Below are 21,853 nucleotides of genomic sequence, written 5' to 3' on the forward strand. Positions count from 1 at the left end.
GCCCACACAGATTGTCTGATAAATTGTTAAAGAGCAGTGCCGCTTCGTTTTCGCTGCGGCGCGGGGTGTGCATATTACGCTTTCCCGCTTCAGAGTCAAGCGTTTAATTTGCTTTTCTCTGCTGACCTGGCGGCGTGTGTGCCGTTGTTCCGTGTCAGTGGAGGCGCATTATAGGGAGTTATTCTGAAGTGACAAGAGGAAATTTAAAAAAAGTTTCCGTCCGTGTTTTTTTTCACCAATAGCGATGAAATCAAGCTACAAAGTGTTCTATTTGATGTATCTGCAACCACAATCACATTCACGGTGGCATACTTATCGACAAGAATCATTAAGGAATAAAAGCAATGCCATTAAGCGCACAACAGCTGGCAGCCCAAAAAAACCTGTCTTATGTGCTGGCAGAAAAGCTGGCTCAGCTGATTTTAGCGGGTAAATATGCCCCGGGTAGCATCCTGCCGGGCGAAATGGAGCTGGGCGAGCAGTTTGGCGTGAGTCGTACCGCCGTTCGCGAAGCAGTGAAAACCTTAACAGCAAAAGGCATGGTGCTACCGCGTCCGCGCATTGGCACGCGGGTAATGCCACAAAGCAACTGGAACTTCCTCGATCAGGAACTTCTCTTCTGGTGGATGACAGAAGACAACTTCAATCAGGTCGTCGATCACTTTCTGGTGATGCGCAGCAGTCTTGAGCCGCAGGCCTGCCTGCTTGCCGCCACGCTCGGGACAGCCGAACAAAAAGCCCAGCTCAACACCTTAATGGAAGAGATGGTGTTCCTGAAAAAGCACTTCAACCGCGAGCGCTGGGTTGAGGTCGATATGGCCTGGCATGAACATATCTATATGATGAGCGCCAATCCGTTCCTTACCTCTTTTGCTTCTTTATTCCATTCGGTGTACCACACCTACTTTACCTCTATTACTCAGGACGAAGTGGTGAAGCTGGATCTGCATCAGGCCATTGTCGATGCCATTCAGGAGAGCGACGGGCAACGAGCCCTGAGCGCGTGCCAGGCGTTACTGGCCGCGCCAACCCACCAGCAGGTGAATAAATGACAAAGAAAAAAGCACGCAGCATGGCCGGGCTGCCGTGGATTGCAGCCATGGCGTTCTTTATGCAGGCACTGGATGCCACCATCCTCAACACCGCACTTCCCGCCATTGCGCAAAGCCTTAACCGATCGCCGCTGGCGATGCAGTCCGCCATCATCAGTTACACCCTGACGGTTGCAATGTTGATCCCGGTGAGCGGCTGGCTGGCCGATCGCTTCGGCACCCGTCGCGTATTTATGTTGGCCGTAACGCTCTTTACGCTCGGTTCGCTGGCCTGTGCATTATCATCCTCTCTGACCGAACTGGTTATCTTCCGCGTCCTGCAGGGAATTGGCGGCGCGATGATGATGCCCGTGGCGCGCCTGGCACTTTTGCGCGCCTATCCGCGCAGTGAATTGCTTCCCGTGCTCAACTTCGTCACCATGCCCGGCCTGGTCGGCCCGATACTTGGCCCGGTGCTGGGCGGTGTGTTTGTCACCTGGGCCAGCTGGCACTGGATCTTCCTGATTAACATTCCAATTGGCGTAGCGGGGCTGCTGTATGCCCGCAAATATATGCCGAACTTCACCACGCCAAGACGCAGTTTCGATATGGGTGGTTTTTTCCTGTTTGGTCTGAGCCTGGTATTGTTCTCCAGCGGGATGGAGCTGTTTGGTGAGAAGATAGTGGCAACATGGCTTGCGCTGGCTGTCATTCTTGGCGGTATTTTGCTGTTCCTTCTTTATATACGTCATGCACGCCGTCACCCGACACCGCTGATCTCGCTCTCTCTCTTTAATACGCGCACTTTCTCGGTAGGTATCGCGGGGAATATTGCTTCGCGCCTGGGGACGGGCTGCGTACCGTTTTTGATGCCTCTGATGCTGCAGGTCGGTTTCGGCTATCCGGCCCTGATAGCCGGCTGCATGATGGCGCCCACGGCAATGGGCTCAATTCTGGCCAAATCAACCGTCACGCAGGTGCTGCGCTGGTTTGGCTATCGGAAGACGCTGGTTGGCGTAACGGTCTTTATCGGGCTGATGATTGCGCAGTTCTCGCTACAATCTGCCTCGCTTCCCGTCTGGATGCTGATCCTGCCGCTGTTTGTGCTGGGTATGGCAATGTCAACGCAGTTCACGTCGATGAACACGATTACTCTCGCGGATCTGACTGACGACAACGCCAGTAGTGGCAACAGCGTGCTGGCGGTGACTCAACAGTTATCAATCAGCCTTGGGGTGGCTGTCAGTGCCGCGGTACTGCGGTTCTATGAAGGTTTTGACAGCGCGAACACCGTCGAGCAGTTCCACTATACCTTTATCACGATGGGCGGACTTACCGTCGTTTCAGCGCTGGTCTTTATGCTGTTAAAACCGAAAGATGGTCGAAACCTGATTAAAGAACGCCACAAAACAAAAGCTAAACCGAACCCCGTTCCATCAGAACAGGAGTAAGCTGCAGACGTTGCTGCTGCAGCGTGGGCTGCGCCATTCGGTGGATTAATACATCAATGGCCAGCTCACCCAGTTCATCTTTTGGCTGATGGATCGTGGTCAGCGGCGGGGTCATGTAGCTGGCCAGTTCGATATCATCGTAGCCAATCACCGCCATATCGTCAGGAATACGCAATCCCGCCTGGTACAACGCCTTATACGCCCCAAATGCCATGGCATCGTTGCCAATAAAGACGGCCTGCGGGCGCGGTGTCTGCGCCAGCAATGTCTGCATCGCCTCGAAACCGCCCTGAAATTCAAAATCGCCGGTGATACGGTAACCCTCCGGAACCGCGAGTCCCGCCCGAGCCATCGCGGAAAGGTATCCCTCCAGACGCAAACGCGCCGGGGTTTTATCCAGCGGGCCAGTAATGCAGGCGATGCGGGTATGGCCTTTGTCGATCAGATACTGGGTTGCCATATCTCCGCCCAGCAGGGAGTTATCCTGAATCAGATCGCTGGTCCCGTCGAACGGCGCCCAGTCCATCATCACCGTGGGGATAGACGGATAACGCTGAATGATCTCTTTCGAGGGTTGATGCGTTTCGGTACACAGCAGCAGTAATCCGTCGACGCGTTTTTGCATCAGCGTCTCCAGATTACGGTTCATGCGCTGCTCATCCCCTTCGGTATTGCACAGCACCAGACTGTAGCCACGTTCGAAGCAGCTGCGTTCCACCCCGCGGACAAGTTCAGAATAAAAGGGATTCGTACTGGCGGTGATCAGCATGCCAATGGTGCGCGTCTGGTTGAGCTTCAGGCTGCGGGCCAGCGCAGACGGCGCATAGTTGAGATCTTTCACTGCGGCTTCGACTTTCTCCCGAATCGCCTCGCTGACGAAGCGATCGTTATTAATGACGTGGGAGACTGTCGACGTAGAAACGCCCGCCAGGCGGGCGACATCTTTCATTGTGGCCAAGCGTTACCCCTGCTGACTTAAGAATTCATCGATCTCTTTACGCCACGGAACGGAGGGCTGGGCACCTTTGCGCGTGACGGCGATAGCCGCAGCAGCATGCGCAAAGCGGATAGCATCATCCATTCCCTTTCCTTCCAGCAGCGCTGTCACCAATGCTCCGTTAAACGTATCGCCTGCCGCTATGGTGTCAATCGCCTTGACCTTAAAGCCCGGCACGCGACGGCCTTCGCCGTTTACGCTTGCCCACACGCCGCGGCTACCGAGGGTAATGATAACGGTGCCGATGCCTTTATCGTGCAGCGCTTTCGCAGCACGCGCTGCGTCATCATCATTTTCAACACCAATGCCCGTCAGTTTTTCCGCTTCGGTTTCGTTCGGTGTAATGATGTCCACCCGCGCCAGCAGTTCGTCTGATAATACACGGGCAGGCGCAGGATTAAGTACGACAGTGGTATGATTTTGATGCGCAATGTCAGCGGCCGCCAGTACGCTTTCTACGGGCGATTCCAGCTGCATCAGTAACGCGTCGGCATTAGCGATAAGCTCGCGCTGTGCTTCAACGCGGTCCGTCGTAAGACGGGCATTCGCGCCAGCATGAATACCGATGACATTCTCACCTTCCGCGTTGACGAAAATCAGCGCCACGCCGGTCGATTCCCCTGCAACAACGCTGACTGGCGCAACATCGATGTTATCGCTGGCGAGCTGTTTACGCACGCGCTCACCGGTATCGTCATCACCCGTGCAGGCGATAAACGCGATATTTGCCCCACTGCGTCCTGCTGCAACCGCCTGGTTGGCACCTTTACCGCCAAATGCCACCTGATAATGGTTGCCGGTGACGGTTTCGCCCGGCGTCGGGAAGGATTCAAGGTTAAGAATGTGATCGGCATTGATACTGCCAAGGACGACGAGGTTGCCTGCGGTTTTCATGGTTGAGCTGTCCATCTGAGAGCGCCACCGGTGTTACCCGGTGGCGTATGCCACACTTTTCTTTATTGGTGTCCCTCAGGCAGCCAGCGACTGCCTGAATCGCCTTTTTACTGCTTGATGACCAGTTTCAGGTCAACTGGATATTTAGCCTGAACTTTTTCGCCCTTCAGCACTTTGTCAGCAGTCTGCACGCCAGTCGCGCCGATCTGCTCAGGCAGCTGAGCGATGGTCGCCGCCAGTTTGCCATCATTTACCGCTTTTTCACCATCTGGTGTGCCGTCAAATCCGACAACCATCACATCAGATTTACCTGCAGTCTGCAGGGCACGCAGCGCGCCGAGCGCCATTTCGTCGTTCTGTGCGAACACCGCCTGCACGTCTGGGTGCGCGGTCAGCAGGTTCTGCATGACGTTCAGACCTTTAGTACGGTCGAAGTCAGCAGGCTGGCTGGCCAGGACGTTAAATTTGTGAGCCGCAACCGCCTGCTGGAAACCTTCGCCACGTTCGCGGGCTGCGGACGTACCGGCAATACCCTGCAGTTCGATAACTTTCGCGCCTTCACCTGCTTTCTTCGCGATGTAGTCACCCGCGATTTTACCGCCCAGCACGTTATCAGACGCAATGTGGCTCACAACGTCGCCTTTCGTTGCCTGACGGTCCAGGGTGATCACCGGGATCTTCGCCTGGTTTGCCATCTTCACGGCGTTACCCACCGCGTCAGAATCGGTTGGGTTGATCAGCAGAATTTTGGTGCCGCGAACGGTTAAGTCCTGCACGTTAGCCAGCTCTTTCGCCGGGTTGTTCTGTGAATCCAGCACCACCAGGTTGTAACCCAGTTTGTCGGCTTCTTTTTGTGCGCCATCCTTCAGGGAGACGAAGAACGGGTTGTTCAGCGTGGAGATAACCAGCGCGATGGTGTCTTTCGCCATAGCGTTAGCACTTACGGTTGCGCTCAGCGCGACAGCAGAAACCAGGGTAGCCAGTTTTTTCATGTTCATATCTAAGATGTCCTGTAGTGTCGTCAGTTACTGTTTTTTGTTGTCTACCAGGACCGCCAGCAAAATCACCACTGCTTTAACGATCATCTGGTAATAGGAGGAAACACCTAACAAATTCAAACCATTATTCAGGAAACCGAGAATCAGTGCGCCGATCAATGTCCCAACAATGCGACCTTTACCGCCCGCAAGACTCGTACCGCCCAGAACCACTGCCGCAATGGCATCCAGCTCATACCCCGTACCCGCCGTTGGCTGCGCGGAAGAGAGGCGCGCCACTTCGATGATGCCCGCCAGAGAGGCCAGCAAACCGCACAGTGAGTAAACGATAATTTTAACTTTGTTGACGCTGATACCGGACAGACGCGTTGCCGCTTCGTTACCGCCCAGTGCATAAATATAGCGGCCCAGACGCGTGTGGTGCAGCATGTACCACGCCGCCAGGAAGACGATGGCCATGATCCAGACCGGCGTCGGGATACCCAGCGGGCGACCGATACCGAACCAGCCAAACAGATCGGCGTTGTCCGTAAAGCCGGTGTTAACCGGGCTGCCGTTGGTATACACCATGGTGACACCGCGCAGCAGCAGCATCATGACCAGCGTCGCAATAAACGCCTGAACACGACCTTTCGCCACAATAACCCCGGTGACAGCACCAATTGCCGCACCCAGCGCCAGCGCAGCGGCAACGGCCACCAGCGCATTGACCTCAATCCCGACGATTGAAGCAGCAACCGCACCGGTGAGTGCCAGCAGGGAACCGACGGACAGATCGATACCCGATGTCAGAATCACCAGCGTCATCCCGACCGCCATAATGGCGTTCACGGAGGTCTGCTGCAGAATATTGAACAGGTTATTAACGGTGAAGAAATTGGGGCTCATGGTCGACACAATCGCGATCAGCACCAGCAGGGCAATCAGCGATTTTTGTTCCATCAGCCATGCCTTTGTGAAATAACGGCGACCAGAAACAGCCTGGGTAGTCATCTTCTTACTCCTGATTCACGCGATTAAGCTTGCCCACAGCGGCAGCCATCAGAACTTCCTGGGTGGCCTGCTCGCGAGTGAATTCACCGCCGAGATGCCCTTCATGCATGACGATAATGCGATCGCTCATGCCTAATACCTCTGGCATCTCGGAAGAGACCAGAATGATGCTCAGACCGTCGGCCTTGAACTGGTTAATCAGCTGATAGATCTCTTTTTTAGCCCCTACGTCCACGCCGCGGGTAGGTTCATCAAGGATCAACACTTTCGGGCGCGTCATCAGCCCGCGTGCAATCGCCACTTTCTGTTGATTACCGCCGGACAGCAGGCCAATCGCCTGTTCCATCGAGGGGGTTTTCACATTAAAGAGGCGGATAAAATCGCTGACTGCCTGCTGTTCATCTTTATGTTTCAGGCTGCCGCCGCTGCGGCTGAAATAGCGCAGGGCGGTAAGAGACATGTTCTCTTTCACCGACATGCCCAGCACTAAGCCGTCGCGCTTACGGTCTTCGGAGATATAAACAATACCATTCGCCAGGCCATCCTGCGGAGAGCGCGTCACCACTTCATGCCCGTCGAGAGTGACATAACCGCTGGATCGCGGCAGCGCACCGTACAGCACTTTCATCAGCTCGGTACGGCCAGCGCCCATTAGCCCTGCCACGCCAAGAATTTCCCCTTTGCGCAGGGTAAAGGAGACATTATCCACGCCCGGGCCACAGAGATTATCCACCTTCAGGCGGATCTCACCCGGTGCTTTGTCGAGGTGCGGGTATTGATCTTCGAGTTTGCGTCCCACCATCATTTCGATAAGCGTATCTTCCGTCAGCGATGCCACTTCACGCTCGGCAATAAACTGCCCGTCGCGGAAGACGGTAACGTCGTCGCAGATCTCGAAAATCTCTTTCATACGGTGAGAGATATAGACAATTCCACGCCCCTGCGATTTCAGCTCGCGGATGACGCGGAACAGGGATTCGGTTTCGGTATCGGTCAGGGCGTCCGTCGGTTCATCCATAATGATGACCTTCGACTCAAAGCTCAGCACTTTCGCGATCTCCACCATCTGCTGGTCGCCAATGGAGAGTTCGCCCACCAGACGGTCGCTTTTGAAGCGCAGGTTCAGCTTCGCCAGTAGCTTATCCGCTTCGGCATACATCGTTTTCCAGTCAATTTTGCCAAACCGGTTAACAAATTCGCGGCCGAGGAAAATGTTCTCCGCAATAGTGAGCTGCGGGATCAGGTTCAGTTCCTGGTGAATAATGCCGATCCCCGCTTCCTGCGAAGCTTTTGGACCGCTGAAGGTGGTCTCTTTACCCAGCCACAAAAGTGAACCGGCATCGCGTTGATAGATACCGGTCAGCACTTTCATCATGGTGGATTTGCCGGCGCCATTCTCGCCCACCAGCGCCATTACGCGTCCGGCATAAACGTTCAGCGCCGCGCCAGAAAGGGCTTTTACGCCCGGGAACGATTTATCGATCCCTTTAAGTTGCAGTAATGCGTCCATGATGGCCTCAGAAGGTGACGCCAGCACAGAGAATGATATTCGCATACGGGGAACACTCCCCGCTGCGAATCACCGCCTGACTGTCTGCGGTTTGTTGTTTGAACTGTTCGTGCGTTGTGTAACGAATTTCTATGGTGTTTCCCTGGTGTTGTTGCAGTTGCTCAATGTGATTGAGCAACGTTTCGTGGAGTTGCGGATTATGTTGTTTAATTTCCGTCGCGAGAATGGCCGCCTCAACCTGCATCTCCGCGGTCACTACATCCAGTACCTGCATAAACGAGGGCACGCCCTGCGTTAACGCCATATCAATACGGGTTGTGTTGCGCGGAACCGGTAAGCCTGCATCGCAAACCACCAGCGTATCGGTATGCCCAAGACGGGAAATAACCGACGAGATTTCTGAGTTGAGAACCGTGCCTTTCTTCATTTTCTTGCTCCACTAGCGAAACGTTTCGCTGAAATCAGTTTAGTCTTAAGAGTGTTCAGAAAACCACCATGACGTAACAGAATTGTGATCGGTGTCGAAACGTTTCGCTAAGTGAAATGAGACGTAAATTTTGGCGGGAATATTGAGTATGAATAGGCCGGGTAAGCGAAGCGCCACCCGGCATTTTAAGAAGCTTAAATCTCGACCTGGGTTCCCAGCTCGATCACGCGGTTAGGCGGGATCTCAAACTGGTCCGGCGCACGAAGGGCGTTTCGCTGCAGAATAAGATACAGCTTGCCGCGCAGGCGCAAATACCACGGACGTTTACCGATAATCAGCGACTCATGCGACATAAAGAACGATGTTTCCATCATGCGGCAGCTTAAGCCTTCCAGACCGCAGCGGTGGAAGACCTCTTCCACGTTCGGCGTCTCACGCCAGCCGTAGCTCGCCACCACGCGCCAGAAGGTTGGCGACAGTTGCTCAATTTGAACACGGCGCACATTGTGAACATACGGTGCATCTTCGGTGCGCAGGGTCAGCAGGATAACCCGCTCATGCAGCACCTTGTTGTGCTTGAGGTTATGCATCAATGCGAACGGAATAACGTTCAATGCACGAGACATATACACCGCCGTGCCCGGTACGCGAACCGGTGGGGATTTCTCCAGCGAGGCAATCATCGCCTCCAGGGAGTTTCCGTGTTCATGCATACGACGCAGCAGACGAAAACGCTCGCTTTTCCACGTGGTCATCACAATGAACATCAACAGACCAAGCGTCAGCGGCAGCCAGCCGCCGGAGACAATCTTATCGAGGTTTGCCGAGAACAGCGGTACGTCGATGCACAGGAAGCCCACCAGAATCATCGCCACGAGGAACTTGTTCCAGTGCCAGTTTCGGTACGCCACCGTGGTGGAAAGAAGCGATGTCAGCACCATGGTGCCTGTTACCGCAATACCGTACGCTGCGGCCAGGTTGCTGGAGTGCTCAAAGCTGACGATCACGATCACCACAGCAAAATAGAGCAGCCAGTTAACAAACGGGATGTAGATCTGGCCCGATTCCATCTCTGAGGTATGGATGATACGCATGGGAGAGAGATACCCCAGACGCACGGCCTGGCGCGTCAGAGAGAACACGCCGGAAATGACCGCCTGAGAAGCGATAACGGTGGCCAGCGTGGCCAGAATAAGCATCGGCACCAGCGCCCAATCCGGGGCCAGCAGGAAGAAGGGGTTTTTAATCGCTTCCGGGTTTTTCAGCAGCAGCGCCCCCTGCCCGAAGTAGTTCAATACAAGCGATGGCAGGACAACTAAAAACCACGCCACGCGAATCGGCAGTTTGCCGAAGTGCCCCATATCTGCATACAGCGCTTCGACACCGGTAATAGAGAGCACAACAGCGCCGAGCGCCACGAAGGAAACGACTTTGTATTCAAGGAAGAAATGGATAGCCCAGTATGGGTTCAGCGCCTGCAGAACCTCCGGGTTGCCAATAACTCCGCGCAAACCGAGCGCCGCCAGAATCAGGAACCAGGCCAGCATAATCGGTGCGAACAGTTTCCCCACCAGCCCGGTACCGTGCTTCTGGATAATAAACAGCAACGTCAGAACGATTATCGCCAGCGGAACCACCCACGTATCAAGCTGCGGTGCGATAATCTCAAGCCCCTCAATCGCCGAAAGCACCGAGATAGCAGGCGTGATGACCACTTCCCCATAGAAGAAGCTGCCACCAATCAGGCCAATAATAACCAGTACCGATGTCATTCTGGCCGAGGTGTTGCGCCCCGCAAGGGACATCAGGGTCAGGATCCCCCCCTCACCAGCGTTATCTGCACGCATCACAAAGGAGAGGTATTTAACAGAAACCACCAGGATCAGCAGCCAGAAGATGAGGGACAGGAAGCCAAATACGGCATCGCGTTCAACACCAAAGCCAAACTGGCCGGACAGACATTCACGAAGCGTATAAAGCGGGCTGGTGCCGATATCACCGTAGACAACCCCGATCGCCGCAAGCGTAATTGCGGGTAATGATTGCTTATTATCAGTGCTCATAGACTAGTCTTTTCGTTTAAATAACAAATGTGTTCCTGTTCCCTTGGTCCACAAAAAGCGCACAGTATGCACGATTCGTTGCAAAATCGAACCCCTAAATGCAACCGCATTAATGTAGCGCAAAGAAAATTGCGCCGCACTTCAGCCTATTACCAGCCCTGACTGAAACGTCTATACTCGCTTCAATTAGCCGCCACGACGGCGAAAGGATGCAAAAACTATTATGGCTCACTCACATTTATTAGCAGAAAGAATTTCCCGTCTCAGCAGCGCACTGGAGAAAGGTCTTTTCGAACGCAGTCACGCCATACGCCTCTGTTTACTGGCGGCGTTGAGCGGTGAAAGCGTATTTCTGCTTGGCCCGCCGGGCATTGCCAAAAGCCTGATTGCCCGTAGGCTGAAATTTGCCTTTCAAAATGCACGCGCCTTCGAATACCTGATGACCCGCTTTTCCACCCCTGAAGAGGTTTTCGGCCCGCTGTCCATCCAGGCGCTGAAAGATGAGGGGCGTTATCAACGCCTTACCGAGGGGTATCTGCCGGAAGCAGAGATTGTATTTCTCGATGAGATCTGGAAAGCGGGACCGGCCATTCTGAATACACTGCTCACGGCGATTAACGAACGCCGGTTCCGTAACGGCGCCAGCGAAGAAAAAATCCCGATGCGCCTGCTGGTGGCCGCCTCGAACGAACTTCCCGAAGCCGACAGCAGCCTTGAAGCGCTGTATGACCGCATGCTGATCCGCCTGTGGCTGGACAAAGTGCAGGATAAATCGAACTTCCGCTCCATGCTGATCAGCCAGCAGGATGAAAATGAAAACCCGGTAGCCGCTTCACTGCAGGTCACGGACGAGGAGTATCAGCAGTGGCAGGTGGATATCGGCAAAATCACACTGCCGGACGCGGTCTTTGAGTTGATCTACCAGCTCCGTCAGCAGCTTGATCTCCTTCCTTCTGCACCTTATGTTTCCGACCGTCGCTGGAAAAAAGCAATCCGTCTGCTGCAGGCCAGCGCCCTGTTCAGCGGGCGCGACGCGGTTGCCCCTATCGATCTTATCCTGCTGAAAGACTGCCTCTGGCACGATGCCGAAGGGATGAATCTGATGCAGCAGCAGCTTGAAATATTGATGACCGGACACGCCTGGGGCCAGCAATCAATGCTCAACCAGCTTGGGGCGATAGCCCAACGGCGCATTCAGCTACAGCAGCAGCAAAGTGATAAAACAGCACTGAAGGTGAACCGTCTTGGCGGCATGTTCGCCCGTAAACCGCACTACGAACTGCCCGCTGAGCTGACCAGCCCAACGCTGACGCTGCTTCTCCAGCAGCCGCTTAAACTCCATGACATGCAGGTGGTGCACATTACGCTTGAGCGTGACGCGCTGGCCCAGTGGCTTGATAAGGGCGGAGAGATCCGCGGTAAGCTTAACGGTATAGGCTTTGCACAGCCGCTGAATATGGAAGTGGACAGCAGTCAGCACCTGGTGATCCGCGACGTAAGCCTGCAGGGGTCACGCCTTGCCCTCCCGGGAAGCGCCTCTGACAGCGTACCGGAAGAGATCACGCAGCAGCTGGAGGCGCTGGATACCGAATGGCATCAGCAGCATACGCGCTTCAGCGAACAGCAAAAGTGCCTCTTTATTCACAGCGACTGGTTAGGTCGCATTGAAGCCAGCCTGCAGGATGTGAGCGCGCAGATCAAACAGGCTCGTCAATGCTAACGCTGGATACGCTTAACGTCATGCTGGCCGTCAGCGAAGATGGGTTGATCGAAGAGGTGATTATTACTCTTCTGGCGTCTCCTCAGCTGGCGGCTTTTTTTGAAAAATTCCCGAAGCTAAAAAAAGCGATGACGGACGATCTCCCGCGCTGGCGGGACAACCTGCGACAGCGGTTTAAAGAGACCGAAGTGCCACAGGAGTTAACCGAAGAGGTGGCCTGCTATCAGCAGTGCCAGCGGCTTTCCACGTCGCAGTTTATTGTTCAGCTCCCGCAAACCCTGACGTTACTCGATAAAGTACACTCCCCATTTGCCAGCCAGGCCCGGGCGCTGGTCACCGATAACGCCACCTTCACCCCCGCCTTACACACACTCTTTTTACAGCGCTGGCGCCTCAGCCTTGTGGTTCAGGCCACGACGCTGAACCAGCAGCTGCTGGATGAAGAGCGTGAACAATTGCTCAGCGAAGTTCAGGAACGCATGACCTTAAGCGGTCAGCTGGAGCAGGTACTGGTAGAAAATGAAAACGCCGCCGGACGTCTCTGGGATATGAGTGCAGGCCAAATCAGGCGTGGGGATTATCAGCTGATTGTCCGGTATGGTGATTTCCTGGCGCAGCAGCCCGAGCTGATGAAGCTTGCGGAACAGCTGGGTCGCTCAAGGGAGGCTAAATCGGTCCCAAAGAAGGATGCCCCGATGGAAACCTTCCGCACCCTGGTGCGGGAACCGGCCACCGTGCCGGAACAGGTGGATGGGCTCCAGCAAAGCGATGACATTTTACGCCTGCTGCCTACGGAGCTGAGCACGCTCGGGATGACCGAGCTGGAATATGAGTTTTATCGTCGGCTGGTGGAAAAACAGCTTCTGACCTATCGCCTGCATGGCGAAGCCTGGCGCGAAAAAATCAGCCAACGTCCGGTGGTCCATCAGGATTTTGATGAGCAACCGCGCGGCCCATTTATCGTCTGTGTGGATACATCTGGCTCGATGGGCGGTTTCAACGAACAGTGTGCCAAAGCGTTCTGCCTGGCGCTGATGCGCGTGGCGCTCGCTGACCGGCGTCGCTGCTTTATCATGCTCTTTTCCAGCGAAGTGGTGAGCTATGAGCTGACCCATCAGCAGGGCATTGAGCAAGCGATCCGCTTTTTAAGCCAGCGTTTTCGCGGCGGTACCGATCTGGCCAGCTGTTTTCGCAGCATTGTGGAACGTATGCAGGGCGGCGACTGGTACGACGCTGACGCGGTGGTGATTTCCGATTTTATTGCCCAGCGGCTGCCGGATGACGTGGTGAACAAAGTGAAGGAGTTACAGCGGGTGCATCAGCACCGTTTCCACGCAGTGGCGATGTCCGCCCATGGAAAACCCGGCATCATGCGCATCTTCGATCATATCTGGCGCTTTGATACCGGGTTGCGTAGCCGCCTGCTCAGGCGCTGGCAGCGTTAATTACAGAAGCGAGCTGACGCTTTCGCGTACCTGCTGCGGCCAGACACCACACTGCACCTGACCAATATGCGACAACTGCAGCAGCAGCATGGTCAGACGGGACTGGCCGATGCCGCCGCCAATGGTCTGCGGCATCTCACCGCGCAGCAGCGCCTGGTGCCATTCCAGCGTGAGACGATCTTCATCACCGGTCACCGCCAGCTGGCGTTTCAGCGCATCAGCATCCACGCGGATCCCCATTGAGGAGAGTTCAAACGCATCTTCCAGCACCGGGTTCCAGACCAGAATATCGCCGTTCAGACCAGCAAACTCGCCCTCGCTCATGGTGCTCCAGTCATCATAATCCGGTGCACGAACATCATGACGTTTACCATCCGACAGCTTACCGCCGATCCCCATCAGGAAGACGGCACCCAGTTCTTTGGCGATCGCACGTTCACGACCTTTAGCATCCAGATCCGGGAAACGACTCAGCAACTCCTGGCTGTGAACAAAGTGGATCGATTCCGGCAGGAACGGTGCCAGACCAAACTCTTTGCTTACGGCCGCTTCGGTCGCTTTGATCCCGGAGTAGATCGCCTCAACGGTGGATTTCAGCGTGCCGACATGGCGCTCGCCATCACCCATTACGCGCTCCCAGTCCCACTGGTCAACGTAAACAGAGTGAATGGCAGACAGACGGTCTTCATCGGGGCGAAGGGCTTTCATGTGCGTGTAGAGCCCTTCGCCTGCGCTGAAGTCGTGCTGTCCCAGGGTTTGACGCTTCCACTTCGCGAGGGAATGAACCACTTCGAACTGGGCGTCTGGCAGTGTTTTCACTTTCACCTGCACCGCTTTTTCGCATCCGGACAAGTTATCCTGCGTCCCATCACCCACGCGGCTGAGAATCGGTGCCTGAACTTCAATCAGACCCAGCTTCTCTTCCAGCTGGCGGGAAAAATGGGATTTAACGAAACTGATCTGGCGTTGTTTTGCGATATAAGCGGTTTTCATTATTTATACTCCTGCGTCCTGTTGGTATTGATTAAGCAACAGAAAAGGCATTCAATTCAATAATCAAACAACAAAAAGCCACCTTCACTTTTGATTCGTTAAAATTTAACGCTAGAATAGAGTGATTCATTAATCTTCATAAGAAAAAGCTATGGAAAATTATCAGATCGATAATCTGGACCGCGGCATCCTGGAGGCGTTAATGGCCAATGCCCGTACCGCCTATGCCGAACTGGCGAAGCAGTTTGGCGTCAGCCCAGGGACGATTCACGTTCGTGTAGAGAAGATGAAACAGGCGGGGATCATTACCGGGGCTCGTATCGATGTCAGCCCAAAACAGCTGGGTTATGACGTCTGCTGCTTTATTGGCATTATTCTTAAAAGCGCAAAAGATTATCCTTCCGCGCTGGCGAAGCTGAACGCGCTCGATGAAGTCACAGAGGCGTACTACACCACCGGCCACTACAGCATCTTTATCAAGGTGATGTGTCGATCCATAGATGCCCTGCAGCAGGTACTTATCAACAAGATCCAAACAATCGATGAAATTCAGTCCACCGAGACGTTGATCTCGCTGCAAAACCCGATCATACGTACCATTCGCCCCTGATCGGGCAAATCCATACCCACATTTTCCACAGGTAGATCCCAGCCCGTTCACAGCGTACAATGATCCCCTCTTTATCTGAGCGAGCGATCAATGGCGGACATTACCCTTATCAGTGGCAGCACCCTTGGCGGCGCGGAATATGTAGCGGAACATCTGGCTGAGAAGCTGGAGGATGCGGGATTTTCCACACAAACGCTGCACGGGCCTTTGCTTGAAGATCTCCCGACTGATGGGGTCTGGCTGGTGATCACCTCCACGCATGGCGCAGGCGATCTTCCGGATAACCTGCAACCTTTATATGACGAACTGCAGGAACAGCAGCCAGACCTGTCAAACGTGCGTTTTGGCGCAGTGGGTATTGGCAGCCGTGAATATGACACCTTCTGCGGTGCTATAGAGAAAGTCGAAGCCGCTGTCACCGCCTGCGGAGCTAAACAGGTGGGTGAAACGCTGAAGATCAACATCCTCGATCATGATATTCCGGAGGATCCGGCTGAGATCTGGCTGGGTGAATGGAAAAATTTACTCAAAAACGATTAAAGATCGCGCGAACAGATGTGGATAACTCTGGTTAAAAGCTCGTATTAAGCAGTAGTTATCCAAAGAACAACGTTGAAGTCGTTTTTGTCCTGTGTATAAAGTCGCGATCTGATCCCAGCTTATACGGGCCAGGATCACCGATCATTCACAGCAAACGATCCTTTCTAACTCCATGATCTTCTTTATGAGATCGGACTTATCCACAAAGGTCTTCGATCCTAATAAGAGATCACAATAGAACAGATCTCTAAATAAAAAGATCTTCTTTTTAATAGCCCAGGATCCCAATGCTTTCTCGAAAGACTAAAGTTGAGTAGAATCCACGGCCCGGGCTTCAATCCATTTTCATACCGCTTTACGCGAGGCAGACCACCATGTTTTATCAGGATCCTTTTGACGTCATCATCATTGGCGGGGGTCACGCAGGCACTGAGGCCGCAATGGCCGCAGCGCGAATGGGTCAGCAGACCCTGCTTTTGACACACAATATCGACACGCTGGGACAAATGTCCTGTAATCCGGCGATTGGCGGCATTGGGAAAGGACACCTGGTAAAAGAAGTGGATGCACTTGGCGGCCTGATGGCGAAAGCGATCGATCACGCAGGCATTCAGTTTAGGATACTAAACGCCAGTAAAGGCCCCGCTGTGCGTGCGACCCGCGCTCAGGCAGACCGCGTGCTTTATCGTCAGGCGGTGCGTACCGCCCTGGAGAACCAGCCGAACCTGATGATCTTCCAACAGGCAGTGGAAGATCTTATCGTGGAAAACGATCGTGTCGTTGGCGCAGTTACCCAGATGGGGCTCAAATTCCGCGCCAAAGCGGTTGTTCTGACCGTCGGGACATTCCTGGACGGTAAGATCCATATCGGTCTGGATAATTACAGCGGTGGACGTGCTGGCGATCCGCCATCTATCCCACTGTCACGCCGTCTGCGTGAACTGCCGCTGCGTGTCAGCCGTCTGAAAACCGGTACTCCACCGCGTATTGATGCGCGCACCATTGATTTCAGCGTGCTGGCACAACAGCACGGCGATAACCCAATGCCGGTCTTCTCGTTCATGGGCAATGCAGCGCAGCATCCGCAGCAGGTACCGTGCTATATCACGCATACCAACGAAAAAACCCATGACGTGATCCGCAATAACCTCGATCGCAGCCCAATGTACGCCGGCGTGATCGAAGGGATCGGCCCACGCTATTGCCCGTCGATCGAAGACAAAGTCATGCGCTTTGCCGATCGTAACCAGCACCAGATCTTCCTGGAGCCAGAAGGGCTGACCTCGAACGAAATCTATCCGAACGGCATCTCCACCAGCCTGCCGTTCGATGTGCAGATTCAAATTGTTCGCTCAATGCAGGGGATGGAGAATGCGAAAATCGTTCGCCCTGGCTACGCTATTGAGTACGATTTCTTCGATCCGCGTGACCTGAAGCCAACTCTGGAGAGCAAATTCATCCACGGTCTGTTCTTCGCAGGTCAGATTAACGGCACCACCGGTTACGAAGAAGCTGCTGCACAGGGCCTGCTGGCCGGTCTGAACGCCGCCCGTTTCTCTGCCGAGAAAGAGGGCTGGGCTCCGGCGCGTTCTCAGGCTTATCTGGGCGTGCTGGTCGACGATCTCTGCACGCTGGGCACCAAAGAACCGTACCGTATGTTTACCTCTCGCGCGGAATATCGCCTGATGCTGCGCGAAGATAACGCCGACCTGCGTCTGACCGAAATGGGTCGTGAGCTGGGTCTGGTGGATGACGAACGCTGGGCGCGCTTCAACGAGAAACTGGAGCGCATTGAGCAGGAACGTCAGCGCCTGAAAACGACCTGGGTTAATCCGCAGGCTGAAACCGCTGCGGAAGTGAACGCTCACTTAACTGCGCCGCTCTCGCGCGAAGCCAGCGGTGAAGATCTGCTGCGTCGCCCGGAAGTGACCTATGAGAATCTGGTGAAACTCACCGCCTTTGCCCCGGGTCTTGAAGACGCTGAAGCGGCAGAGCAGGTTGAGATCCAGGTGAAATACGAAGGTTACATCGCGCGTCAGCAGGATGAGATCGAAAAGCAGCAGCGTAACGAAAACACGCTGCTGCCGGAAATGCTGGACTATCGTCAGGTGACGGGGCTGTCCAACGAGGTGATCGCCAAGCTGAACGATCACAAACCGGTGTCGATCGGCCAGGCCTCCCGCATCTCGGGCGTTACCCCTGCAGCGATTTCGATTCTGCTGGTGTGGCTGAAAAAGCAGGGCATGCTGCGCCGCAGCGCGTAATATGTGTAATTCGCCCGGTGGCGCTGCGCTTACCGGGCCTACAGAACTCCGTAGGGCGGGTTAGCGAAGCGCCACCCGCCACTTAAGTCTCTCAACAGGTATTCACCGTGCTCAATAAACTCTCTCGTCTGCTGGATCAGGCAGGTATTTCGCTCACCGATCACCAGAAAAATCAGCTGGTGGCCTATGTCGATATGCTGAACAAATGGAATAAAGCGTACAACCTCACCTCCGTACGCGACCCCAACGAGATGCTGATTCGCCATATTCTCGATAGCATTGTGGTTGCGCCGTACCTGAACGGTGAGCGCTTTATCGATGTGGGCACGGGTCCTGGCCTGCCGGGTATTCCCCTGTCAATTGTCCGCCCGGAAAGCCATTTCACGCTGCTGGATAGCCTTGGCAAGCGCGTGCGTTTTTTGCGCCAGGTACAGCATGAGCTGAAGCTTGAGAACATCACGCCTGTGCAAAGCAGGGTAGAGGAGTTTCCGGCAGAGCCACCGTTCGACGGGGTTATCAGCCGTGCGTTTGCTTCGCTTAATGACATGGTGAGCTGGTGTAAGCACTTACCGGCAGAGAATGGCCGTTTTTATGCGCTGAAAGGGCAGTTGCCCGGCGATGAAATTGAACAGCTTCCGGACGGTTTTGCTGTCGAGTCCATTGAGAAATTACAGATTCCTCAGCTCGAAGGCGAACGTCATCTGGTGATAATTAAGCCAAACAATTTTTAAAAAATTAATAAAAAATGTGGAATTTGTGCTGTTCTGTCAGTGTTAAAAAACAGCACAACACAACGGATTTTGCCGGAGAGAATTTAACCGTGTTTTTACTAAGGGTTTTCTAATGGTTAACTTCCTCACCATTGTTCACCCTGAAGATAATCAACCACGAAAATATCAGCCTGCTAAAAGTGGAAAGCAGCAACCAGAATGCAATGTTAAATATTTATTAAGAATGTCAATAAAAGGTTTTTATTGTATACGGGGCTGTTTTGAAAATAGTTGCGACATTTTATCTTTAATTTCAGAAAGATGAAATTAAGCGATTTACGAGTTTGATAAATACAACCTTATCGCAAATGTGTATTTTGTGATCTCGTGCACGCTTTGTAGTCAACGTTTTCGCGCTGTTTGCAGTTTTGCTCGAAGGTCGGGGCTTTCATCAAAAGTTGAAAAATAGCGGCGGGGAAAAATATTTAAACATTTATTCACCTTTTCGCTACTTAATGTTTGAAATCACGGGTGCGCACCGTATAATTTGACCGCTTTTTGATGCTTGACTCTGAGCCTTAAAGGACGTTTTATACGACACGCGGCATACCTCGAAGGGAGCAGGAGTAAAAACGTGATGTCTGTGTCGCTCTTGAGTAGAAACGTTGCTCGTAAGCTTCTGTTCATTCAGTTTCTGGCTGTGATAGCAAGTGGACTGCTGTTTAGCCTCAAAGACCCCTTCTGGGGCATCTCCGCCGTGTGCGGGGGTTTGGCGGTTGTGCTGCCAAACATGTTGTTTATGATTTTTGCCTGGCGTCATCAGGCGCATACACCTGCCAAAGGCCGCGTGGCCTGGTCCTTCGCCCTCGGCGAAGTGTGTAAGGTGTTGCTGACCTTTGCTCTACTGGTGATGGCGCTGGCGGTTTTGAAAGTGGTATTCATGCCGCTGATAGCTACGTGGGTTTTGGTGCTGGTGGTACAAGTTCTGGCTCCAGCTGTAATCAATAACAAAGGGTAAAAGGCATCATGGCTTCAGAAAATATGACGCCGCAGGATTACATAGGTCACCATCTGAATAACCTTCAGCTGGACCTGCGTACATTCTCGCTGGTGGATCCGCATAACCCCCCGGCCACCTTCTGGACGATCAACATCGACTCCATGTTCTTCTCGGTGGTTTTGGGTCTTCTGTTCCTGGCCATGTTCCGCGGTGTTGCTAAAAAGGCGACCAGCGGTGTTCCAGGGAAATTCCAGACGTTCGTTGAGATGATCATCGGCTTCGTCCATGGCAGCGTGAAAGACATGTACCATGGTAAGAGCAAGCTGATTGCGCCACTGGCACTGACCGTGTTCGTGTGGGTCTTCCTGATGAACCTGATGGACCTTCTGCCTATCGATTTCCTGCCGTGGATTGGCGAGCATGTCTTCGGTCTGCCTGCTCTGCGCGTGGTTCCGTCTGCTGACGTGAACATCACCCTGTCGATGGCGCTGGGCGTGTTTATCCTGATTCTTTTCTACAGCATCAAAATGAAAGGCGTAAGCGGCTTTGTGAAAGAGCTTACCTTGCAGCCGTTCAACCACTGGGCGTTTATTCCGGTCAACCTGATCCTGGAAGGCGTTAGCCTGCTGTCCAAACCTGTTTCACTGGGTCTGCGACTGTTCGGCAACATGTATGCGGGTGAGCTGATTTTCATTCTGATCGCGGGTCTTCTGCCGTGGTGGTCACAGTGGGTTCTGAATGTGCCGTGGGCCATTTTCCACATCCTGATCATTACGCTGCAAGCCTTTATCTTCATGGTTCTGACGATCGTCTATCTGTCGATGGCGTCTGAAGAGCACTGATTTTTTACCAACACTACTACGTTTTAATTGAAACAAACTGGAGACTGTCATGGAAAACCTGAATATGGATCTGCTGTACATGGCTGCCGCTGTGATGATGGGTCTGGCGGCTATCGGTGCTGCGATCGGTATCGGCATCCTCGGGGGCAAATTCCTGGAAGGCGCTGCGCGTCAACCTGATCTGATTCCTCTGCTGCGTACTCAGTTCTTTATCGTTATGGGTCTGGTGGATGCTATCCCAATGATCGCTGTAGGTCTGGGTCTGTACGTGATGTTTGCTGTCGCGTAGTAGTTGTTTTAAAACCCCAAGCCACAGAAATTTAAGAGGTATTGTGCTGTGAACATGAACGCAACAATCCTCGGCCAGGCCATCGCGTTTATTATCTTTGTCTGGTTCTGCATGAAGTATGTATGGCCGCCTTTAATGGCTGCCATCGAAAAACGTCAGAAAGAAATTGCTGACGGTCTGGCTTCTGCAGAACGTGCAAAGAAAGATTTGGACCTTGCACAGGCCAACGCGACAGACCAGCTGAAAAAAGCGAAAGCGGAAGCTCAGGTAATCATCGAACAGGCTAACAAACGCCGTTCTCAGATCCTGGACGAAGCCAAAGCTGAAGCAGAACAGGAACGTACTAAGATCGTGACACAGGCTCAGGCTGAAATTGAAGCTGAGCGTAAACGTGCTCGTGAAGAACTGCGTAAGCAGGTTGCGATTCTGGCTGTTGCTGGCGCCGAGAAGATCATCGAACGTTCCGTGGATGAAGCTGCTAACAGCGACATCGTGGACAAACTTGTCGCTGAACTGTAAGGAGGGAGGGGCTGATGTCTGAATTTGTTACGGTAGCTCGCCCCTACGCCAAAGCAGCTTTTGACTTTGCTGTCGAACACCAAAATGTCGATCGCTGGCAGAATATGCTGGCGTTTGCCGCTGAGGTGACGAAAAACGAACAAATGGCCGAGTTGCTTTCTGGTGCATTAGCACCTGAAACCCTCGCCGCGTCGTTCATCGCCGTGTGCGGAGAGCAACTGGATGCCAACGGCCAGAACCTGATTAAGGTAATGGCAGAAAATGGTCGTCTCCGTGTGCTCCCGGATGTTCTCGAGCAGTTTGAGCACTTACGTGCCCTTAGTGAAGCTACTGCTGAAGTTGAAGTAACTTCTGCGACTGAACTGAGTCATGAACAGCTTGCGAAAATTACCGCCGCGATGGAAAAACGTCTGTCACGCAAAGTTAAGCTGAATTGCAAAATCGATAAGTCTGTAATGGCAGGCGTAATCATCCGCTCGGGTGATATGGTCATTGATGGCAGCGTACGCGGCCGTCTTGAGCGCCTTGCAGACGTCTTGCAGTCTTAAGGGGACTGG

General features: G+C 53.6%; 21 protein-coding genes. 13 read left to right on the forward strand and 8 right to left on the reverse strand.

The annotated features are described in order from the left end of the window. The first annotated feature begins 344 nt into the window (after positions 1 to 344). A complete protein-coding gene (locus EQV24_RS17985; protein ID WP_130626897.1) occupies positions 345 to 1,052 on the forward strand; it encodes a FadR/GntR family transcriptional regulator in 708 nt (235 codons plus the stop codon). Then, positions 1,049 to 2,482, forward strand: coding sequence for a multidrug transporter subunit MdtD (mdtD, locus tag EQV24_RS17990; RefSeq protein WP_023622147.1), 1,434 nt, complete (start codon positions 1,049 to 1,051; stop codon positions 2,480 to 2,482). The genes EQV24_RS17985 and mdtD overlap by 4 nt, the downstream gene beginning before the upstream one ends. On the opposite strand, the gene rbsR is transcribed toward mdtD, so the two are convergent. From rbsR to kup, 7 genes are all read right to left on the reverse strand, one after another. Beyond that, positions 2,448 to 3,440 (reverse strand): ribose operon transcriptional repressor RbsR, encoded by a 993-nt coding sequence (rbsR, locus tag EQV24_RS17995; RefSeq protein ID WP_013099392.1) that lies wholly within the window; start codon positions 3,438 to 3,440, stop codon positions 2,448 to 2,450. The two genes, mdtD and rbsR, sit on opposite strands and share 35 nt — an antisense overlap. A gap of 3 nt (positions 3,441 to 3,443) precedes the next feature. Beyond that, entirely contained in the window at positions 3,444 to 4,373 is a 930-nt protein-coding gene (rbsK, locus tag EQV24_RS18000; RefSeq protein ID WP_028028127.1) for a ribokinase, read from the reverse strand. 107 nt (positions 4,374 to 4,480) lie between these two features. After that, entirely contained in the window at positions 4,481 to 5,371 is an 891-nt protein-coding gene (rbsB, locus tag EQV24_RS18005; protein ID WP_013099394.1) for a ribose ABC transporter substrate-binding protein RbsB, read from the reverse strand. 27 nt (positions 5,372 to 5,398) lie between these two features. Further along, positions 5,399 to 6,364 carry a ribose ABC transporter permease gene (rbsC, locus tag EQV24_RS18010; RefSeq protein ID WP_029883505.1) on the reverse strand — a complete coding sequence of 322 codons (966 nt, stop codon included), beginning with the start codon at positions 6,362 to 6,364 and terminating at the stop codon, positions 5,399 to 5,401. A gap of 4 nt (positions 6,365 to 6,368) precedes the next feature. Beyond that, positions 6,369 to 7,874: a ribose ABC transporter ATP-binding protein RbsA gene (gene rbsA / locus EQV24_RS18015; protein ID WP_020690258.1), complete on the reverse strand. Its 1,506-nt coding sequence runs from the start codon at positions 7,872 to 7,874 to the stop codon at positions 6,369 to 6,371. Between the two features lie 7 nt (positions 7,875 to 7,881). Continuing rightward, positions 7,882 to 8,301: a D-ribose pyranase gene (gene rbsD, locus EQV24_RS18020; protein WP_020690257.1), complete on the reverse strand. Its 420-nt coding sequence runs from the start codon at positions 8,299 to 8,301 to the stop codon at positions 7,882 to 7,884. A gap of 194 nt (positions 8,302 to 8,495) precedes the next feature. Beyond that, on the reverse strand, positions 8,496 to 10,364 hold the full coding sequence (kup, locus tag EQV24_RS18025; protein WP_013099398.1) for a low affinity potassium transporter Kup: 1,869 nt from the start codon (positions 10,362 to 10,364) through the stop codon (positions 8,496 to 8,498). A gap of 223 nt (positions 10,365 to 10,587) precedes the next feature. Between kup and ravA the strand changes: the two genes are divergently transcribed. Both ravA and viaA read left to right on the forward strand, forming a co-directional pair. After that, complete coding sequence (gene ravA / locus EQV24_RS18030; protein WP_058679269.1) at positions 10,588 to 12,084, forward strand: ATPase RavA; 1,497 nt, start codon at positions 10,588 to 10,590, stop codon at positions 12,082 to 12,084. Further along, entirely contained in the window at positions 12,078 to 13,529 is a 1,452-nt protein-coding gene (viaA, locus tag EQV24_RS18035; protein WP_130626898.1) for an ATPase RavA stimulator ViaA, read from the forward strand. Before ravA ends, viaA begins: the two co-directional genes overlap by 7 nt. On the opposite strand, the gene asnA is transcribed toward viaA, so the two are convergent. Then, positions 13,530 to 14,522 carry an aspartate--ammonia ligase gene (gene asnA / locus EQV24_RS18040; RefSeq protein WP_130626899.1) on the reverse strand — a complete coding sequence of 331 codons (993 nt, stop codon included), beginning with the start codon at positions 14,520 to 14,522 and terminating at the stop codon, positions 13,530 to 13,532. 151 nt (positions 14,523 to 14,673) lie between these two features. Between asnA and asnC the strand changes: the two genes are divergently transcribed. The 9 genes from asnC to atpH all read left to right on the forward strand — a co-directional run bounded on the left by asnC (position 14,674) and on the right by atpH (position 21,844). Further along, positions 14,674 to 15,132, forward strand: a complete 459-nt coding sequence (gene asnC / locus EQV24_RS18045; RefSeq protein ID WP_130626900.1) for a transcriptional regulator AsnC — start codon at positions 14,674 to 14,676, stop codon at positions 15,130 to 15,132. Positions 15,133 to 15,222: 90 nt separating this feature from the next. Beyond that, on the forward strand, positions 15,223 to 15,672 hold the full coding sequence (mioC, locus tag EQV24_RS18050) for an FMN-binding protein MioC (RefSeq protein ID WP_013099402.1): 450 nt from the start codon (positions 15,223 to 15,225) through the stop codon (positions 15,670 to 15,672). 374 nt (positions 15,673 to 16,046) lie between these two features. Further along, the gene (gene mnmG, locus EQV24_RS18060) at positions 16,047 to 17,936 is read left to right on the forward strand and encodes a tRNA uridine-5-carboxymethylaminomethyl(34) synthesis enzyme MnmG (RefSeq protein ID WP_058650929.1); all 1,890 of its coding nucleotides are present in this window, start codon (positions 16,047 to 16,049) and stop codon (positions 17,934 to 17,936) included. A 107-nt stretch (positions 17,937 to 18,043) separates the two neighbouring features. Further along, a complete protein-coding gene (gene rsmG, locus EQV24_RS18065) occupies positions 18,044 to 18,667 on the forward strand; it encodes a 16S rRNA (guanine(527)-N(7))-methyltransferase RsmG (protein WP_013099403.1) in 624 nt (207 codons plus the stop codon). Positions 18,668 to 19,283: 616 nt separating this feature from the next. Then, positions 19,284 to 19,664: a F0F1 ATP synthase subunit I gene (gene atpI, locus EQV24_RS18070; RefSeq protein WP_006177553.1), complete on the forward strand. Its 381-nt coding sequence runs from the start codon at positions 19,284 to 19,286 to the stop codon at positions 19,662 to 19,664. A gap of 8 nt (positions 19,665 to 19,672) precedes the next feature. Next, entirely contained in the window at positions 19,673 to 20,488 is an 816-nt protein-coding gene (gene atpB / locus EQV24_RS18075) for a F0F1 ATP synthase subunit A (RefSeq protein WP_013099405.1), read from the forward strand. Positions 20,489 to 20,537: 49 nt separating this feature from the next. Beyond that, entirely contained in the window at positions 20,538 to 20,777 is a 240-nt protein-coding gene (gene atpE, locus EQV24_RS18080; RefSeq protein WP_000429386.1) for a F0F1 ATP synthase subunit C, read from the forward strand. A gap of 48 nt (positions 20,778 to 20,825) precedes the next feature. Further along, positions 20,826 to 21,296, forward strand: a complete 471-nt coding sequence (atpF, locus tag EQV24_RS18085) for a F0F1 ATP synthase subunit B (protein ID WP_013099406.1) — start codon at positions 20,826 to 20,828, stop codon at positions 21,294 to 21,296. Between the two features lie 14 nt (positions 21,297 to 21,310). Next, positions 21,311 to 21,844, forward strand: a complete 534-nt coding sequence (atpH, locus tag EQV24_RS18090; protein ID WP_013099407.1) for a F0F1 ATP synthase subunit delta — start codon at positions 21,311 to 21,313, stop codon at positions 21,842 to 21,844. Positions 21,845 to 21,853 lie beyond the last annotated feature (9 nt).

The organism is Enterobacter sp. A8 (genome assembly GCF_004296595.1).
Lineage (GTDB): Bacteria > Pseudomonadota > Gammaproteobacteria > Enterobacterales > Enterobacteriaceae > Enterobacter > Enterobacter cloacae.

Bases quoted from the DNA above. Each gene is read 5' to 3' on its own strand.
- EQV24_RS17985 (WP_130626897.1), top strand. From the start codon at position 345: ATGCCATTAAGCGCACAACAGCTGGCAGCCCAAAAAAACCTGTCTTAT.
- mdtD (WP_023622147.1), top strand. From the start codon at position 1,049: ATGACAAAGAAAAAAGCACGCAGCATGGCCGGGCTGCCGTGGATTGCA.
- rbsK (WP_028028127.1), bottom strand. From the start codon at position 4,373: ATGAAAACCGCAGGCAACCTCGTCGTCCTTGGCAGTATCAATGCCGAT.
- rbsB (WP_013099394.1), bottom strand. From the start codon at position 5,371: ATGAACATGAAAAAACTGGCTACCCTGGTTTCTGCTGTCGCGCTGAGC.
- rbsC (WP_029883505.1), bottom strand. From the start codon at position 6,364: ATGACTACCCAGGCTGTTTCTGGTCGCCGTTATTTCACAAAGGCATGG.
- rbsA (WP_020690258.1), bottom strand. From the start codon at position 7,874: ATGGACGCATTACTGCAACTTAAAGGGATCGATAAATCGTTCCCGGGC.
- rbsD (WP_020690257.1), bottom strand. From the start codon at position 8,301: ATGAAGAAAGGCACGGTTCTCAACTCAGAAATCTCGTCGGTTATTTCC.
- kup (WP_013099398.1), bottom strand. From the start codon at position 10,364: ATGAGCACTGATAATAAGCAATCATTACCCGCAATTACGCTTGCGGCG.
- ravA (WP_058679269.1), top strand. From the start codon at position 10,588: ATGGCTCACTCACATTTATTAGCAGAAAGAATTTCCCGTCTCAGCAGC.
- viaA (WP_130626898.1), top strand. From the start codon at position 12,078: ATGCTAACGCTGGATACGCTTAACGTCATGCTGGCCGTCAGCGAAGAT.
- asnA (WP_130626899.1), bottom strand. From the start codon at position 14,522: ATGAAAACCGCTTATATCGCAAAACAACGCCAGATCAGTTTCGTTAAA.
- asnC (WP_130626900.1), top strand. From the start codon at position 14,674: ATGGAAAATTATCAGATCGATAATCTGGACCGCGGCATCCTGGAGGCG.
- mioC (WP_013099402.1), top strand. From the start codon at position 15,223: ATGGCGGACATTACCCTTATCAGTGGCAGCACCCTTGGCGGCGCGGAA.
- mnmG (WP_058650929.1), top strand. From the start codon at position 16,047: ATGTTTTATCAGGATCCTTTTGACGTCATCATCATTGGCGGGGGTCAC.
- atpI (WP_006177553.1), top strand. From the start codon at position 19,284: ATGTCTGTGTCGCTCTTGAGTAGAAACGTTGCTCGTAAGCTTCTGTTC.
- atpB (WP_013099405.1), top strand. From the start codon at position 19,673: ATGGCTTCAGAAAATATGACGCCGCAGGATTACATAGGTCACCATCTG.
- atpE (WP_000429386.1), top strand. From the start codon at position 20,538: ATGGAAAACCTGAATATGGATCTGCTGTACATGGCTGCCGCTGTGATG.
- atpH (WP_013099407.1), top strand. From the start codon at position 21,311: ATGTCTGAATTTGTTACGGTAGCTCGCCCCTACGCCAAAGCAGCTTTT.